Source organism: Streptomyces sp. WM6378, from assembly GCF_001279695.1.
Classification (GTDB): Bacteria; Actinomycetota; Actinomycetes; order Streptomycetales; family Streptomycetaceae; genus Streptomyces.
In genome coordinates this window covers 1-3,801 of sequence record NZ_LGDD01000084.1, presented here as the reverse complement: position 1 = coordinate 3,801, position 3,801 = coordinate 1, and the positions used below count along the sequence as shown (strand labels likewise).

Below are 3,801 nucleotides of genomic sequence, written 5' to 3'. Positions count from 1 at the left end.
CGCCCTCGTAGAAATCACCCCCGACGGCACACTCCTGGCAGCCGCCGACCCCCGCAGGGACGGCGCCGCCGCAGGCGGCTAGATCGAAATCCTCACCCCGCATAGACGCCCGCCAGCAGAACCCGGACGAGAGACCAGTCAGCCGAACCCGGCGAGAAGGCCGGAAACGACCACTATGTGGTCGGAACCCTCAGCGTGGCGCCCTCAGCTTGGCTCCCTCAGCTTGGCGGGCGGGCTGCTCACAGTGGTGTGGTGTCGGGCTAGCCGAGGCGTTGCTTGAACTGGGTGATCAGTTCACTGACTGCGGCCTCGGAGGCGGATGAGATGGGGAACAGGTTGACGAAGGCGTGGATCAGTCCGTCGTAGTTGCGGACGAATACGTCCACGCCGGCGTCCTGCAGCGCGCTGGCGTACGCCTGGCCCTCGTCGCGCAATGGGTCGTACTGAGCGGTGCCGATGACCGCCGGGGCTAGTCCGTGGAAGCTTTCCGCGAGGAGCGGGGACACTTTGGGCGACCTTCGGACGGCGGGGTCGGTTCCGGCGTAGAGGTCTTGGATGTCGGAGATGGCCTCGGCTGTGAGTATGTAGCCGGTGGCGTTCTCGGCGCGGGAGGGGGTGTCCGCGTCGAACTGGACCACGGGGTAGGCGAGCAACTGGGCGGCGAGCGGGCGGCCTTCGGCATGGAAGGTCTGGGCGATCACGGCGGCGAGGTTTGCGCCGGCACTGTCACCGGCCACGGCGAGGCGGTCGGCCCGGCCGCCGAACTCGCTGATGCGGTCGGCCACGTGACGGGTCACGGCGAGGCAGTCCTCGTAAGGGGCGGGGAAGGGGTGCTCCGGGGCCCTGCGGTAGTGCACGGCGACCAGGACGGCCTCGATGTCGCGGCACAGCCGACGGGTGACGAGGTCGTGGCTGTCGAGGTCGCCGTTGATCCAGCCGCCGCCGTGGTAGAAGACCACGGTGGGGACCGGGCCTTGCTTGGCGGGCCGGTAGATCCGCACTGGCACGTCTCCGGCGGGCCCGGGCACCGTGGTGTCCCGCACGGAGCCCACTTCTATCGGCTCCGCCGGAACCATGGAGGCCCCCAGCTCTCTCTCCGCCTCCCGCAGGACCTCGGGGTCCGTCGAGCGGATCGACAGAGCTGGGAGCGCGTTGATCTGTTCCAGGAGGGCAGCGATGGCAGGTTCGACGGGCACGTGAGGCGCCTTTCCTTCGGCGGAGGCGGTCTGGGGGTACGGGGCAGCCAATGGCAGGGCAGTGCGTCGCTTGCCGTCGCATCGTGCGGCCACGGTGGGGATGCCGCTATCGGGGACCGGACGGGGCGGCGGTTTCGCTGTCCGCGCCCGGGCGGGTGGGGATGGGTCAGGGACGCAGGATCAGCCGGATCGGGTCGCCCTCTTTGGTGTGCAGGCGTTGGACGGCCTGGGCGGCGTCGGTGAGCGGCAGCACGTCGGTGATGGAGTGTGAGAAGTCCAGTCGGCCGCCTTCGGTCAGGGCGATCAGCTGCGGGACGGCGTTGTCCTCGGAGCCGTAGTGGCCGAGGATCTGGTGCTGGAGCTGGCTGAAGCGGGTGCTGTCGGTGACGGTCAGAGGTTGGTCGGTCAGTCCGACCAGGACCAGGCGTCCCTTGGGGGCGAGGACGGTCAGGGCCTGTTCGCGGACGGCGGCGATGCCGGCGAAGTCGAACGCGGCCGCCAAGCCCTCGTTGTGCGTGGCCGCCTGCACCTGCTCGTGCAGCTGGGGGTCGGCCGGGTCCAGGGCCAGGTCGGCGCCGAAGTCCAGGGCCCGCCGGCGGGCGGCCGGGGCGGGGTCGACCGCGATGACGGGGTAGGCGCCAACGGTGCGCAGCAGCTGGACGGCGTGGGCGCCGAGCCCGCCGATGCCCCATACGCCGACGGCCTGGGCCGGACGGACCCCGGCGGTGGTGGTGATGGCTCCCCAGGGGGTGGAGACCGCGTCCGGGATGATCGCGGCCTGCTCGAAGGGGATCGAGTCGGGCAGGGCGAACAGCGTTTGGGTACTGGCCAGCGCGTACTCGGCCCAGCCGCCGTCGTAGTCGACACCTCGGGTGAGGAGGCGGCCGTCGCGCTCCTCGCCCGCCTGCAGGACCACCCGCTGCCCGGCCGTCCAGCCGGTCACGTCCAGTCCGAGCTCGGCGATGGTCCCGGCGACCTCGTGTCCGAGGGTGACGGTGTCGCCGGGTAGGTAGGCCGGGGTGAGGGTGCCGTCGATCAGGTGGACGTCGGACAGGCAGACGCCCGCCGCCTCGACCTTCACCAGTACCTGCCCGGCCCCGGGCGCGGGCTTGGGTACGTCCTCGATCGTCAGCGCGTGGGAGGGGATGTGCAGCCGCGCGGCACGCATGAGGTCCATGGCGGGTTCGTCCGTTCCGGTCGGTGACCCGCGCGAGATAACGCAAGTCGACTTGCGTTCCAACGTACGCCCACCATCGCCCCATCGCAAGACCACCTGCATTAGACTCGTGCGGTGACGGATGACGAAGAAGCCCGCCCCCTTCGGCGCCGCGGCGAGCGGATGCGGCAGACCGTGCTGACTGCCGCAGCCGACCTGCTGGCCTCACGAGGCCTGGCCGCGACCACCGTGGCAGCCGTGGCCCGCGCGGCCGGCGTCCACGAGACCTCCGTCTACCGGCGCTGGAAGACGCGCGAGAACCTCATCTTCGATGCCCTGGCCACCCGCTCGGACCAAGCTCTGCCAGTACCGGACACGGGTGCCGTGCGCCAGGACCTGACGGAGTTCTTCACCGCACTGGCCCGCTTCCTCGCGACGCCGGCCGGCACCGCGCTGCTGCATCTCGGCGCGCTCCACGAAGAGGACGCACTCGAAGAAGGGCGGCGTTCCTACTGGCGCGCCCGCCTGGAGCGTGCAGAATCCCTGGTCCGGCGCGGCATCGACCGGGGCGAACTGGCCACTGACACCGACCCGCACCTACTGGTCGAAGCCATCACCGGCCCCCTGCTCGCACGGGTGCTGCTCACCGGCGAACCCCTGGAGGAGACCCTGGCCCCGCGCCTGGTCGACCTGATCCTGGACGGGACACGCGCCTGACCCCATGGCAAGGCCGACACCCGACCGGTCCGGCGACGCACGCCATGGGAGCTGCCCCGCTCATCGCCGAGACCGGCGCCTGCTCGAGCGTCACACCGAAGAACATCCGGCACACGGTGGGCATCTCCCCCGCGCGCGCCCGGTTGAAGGATCACCAAGGCGCCGGCCGACAGCAGCGGCAACACCCGCCGGGTACGCGAAGCCCCGAGCGTCACGACAGACTCCCGGGGTCTCGTGCTGTCCGCTGCCCCGTGCAACACGCCCCACCATCCCGTACAGGCCAATGCTTTCGCCGACCAGGGGCGCAGCGCGGACACTGTGGCCCCGTGTTGCAGAGAGTGTGTCTGGACGGCAGCGGGTGGCCGGACGGGACAGCGTCGGGGTCTGTCCGAAGGGTCGCGGTAGCGGAGTCTCGGGGGCAGTCGGATCGGCGTGGGCCGGGTGAGAGCCGGGCTCCGGCCGGTGGGGGCGAAGCGGACGGCATCTATCCAGCCCAGCGGCATGTATCGAGCCCGGTTGCCTGCTGCGCAGGACCCAGTCGCCTCCCTATATCCCTATAGTTGCCGCCGTTGAGCGGAGGTGCGGTCACGAGCACCTCCGCCCTTGTTATGTCCCATGGAGGATGGCATGGCGTTAGAGGCCCTAACAAAGGCGTTGGACGTGTCGGTGTGTGATGAGGCAAGTGGCGAGGCCGAGGAAGGCTTCGTGGATGTCATCGCGTCGTTCCCAGCG

Annotated in this window: 3 protein-coding genes and 1 pseudogene; 1 reads left to right on the top strand and 3 read right to left on the bottom strand. The window is 70.4% G+C overall.

What is annotated here, in order from left to right:
• Nucleotides 1-260: 260 nt before the first annotated feature.
• Together ADK54_RS10380 and ADK54_RS10375 are read right to left on the bottom strand one after the other, a co-directional pair.
• Nucleotides 261-1,196, bottom strand: coding sequence for an alpha/beta hydrolase (locus ADK54_RS10380; protein ID WP_053725284.1), 936 nt, complete (start codon nt 1,194-1,196; stop codon nt 261-263).
• Nucleotides 1,197-1,362: 166 nt separating this feature from the next.
• Nucleotides 1,363-2,373: a zinc-binding dehydrogenase gene (locus ADK54_RS10375; RefSeq protein ID WP_053725283.1), complete on the bottom strand. Its 1,011-nt coding sequence runs from the start codon at nt 2,371-2,373 to the stop codon at nt 1,363-1,365.
• Nucleotides 2,374-2,535: 162 nt separating this feature from the next.
• Between ADK54_RS10375 and ADK54_RS10370 the strand changes: the two genes are divergently transcribed.
• Nucleotides 2,536-3,069, top strand: a complete 534-nt coding sequence (locus ADK54_RS10370; RefSeq protein ID WP_053725282.1) for a TetR-like C-terminal domain-containing protein — start codon at nt 2,536-2,538, stop codon at nt 3,067-3,069.
• A 642-nt stretch (nt 3,070-3,711) separates the two neighbouring features.
• On the opposite strand, the pseudogene ADK54_RS48755 reads toward ADK54_RS10370, so the two are convergent.
• A pseudogene (locus ADK54_RS48755) lies at nt 3,712-3,801 on the bottom strand (IS5/IS1182 family transposase); the annotation flags it as partial.

Excerpts from the sequence above, each read along its gene's own strand:
- ADK54_RS10375 (WP_053725283.1), bottom strand. The coding sequence starts at position 2,373 with ATGGACCTCATGCGTGCCGCGCGGCTGCACATCCCCTCCCACGCGCTG.
- ADK54_RS10370 (WP_053725282.1), top strand. The coding sequence starts at position 2,536 with ATGCGGCAGACCGTGCTGACTGCCGCAGCCGACCTGCTGGCCTCACGA.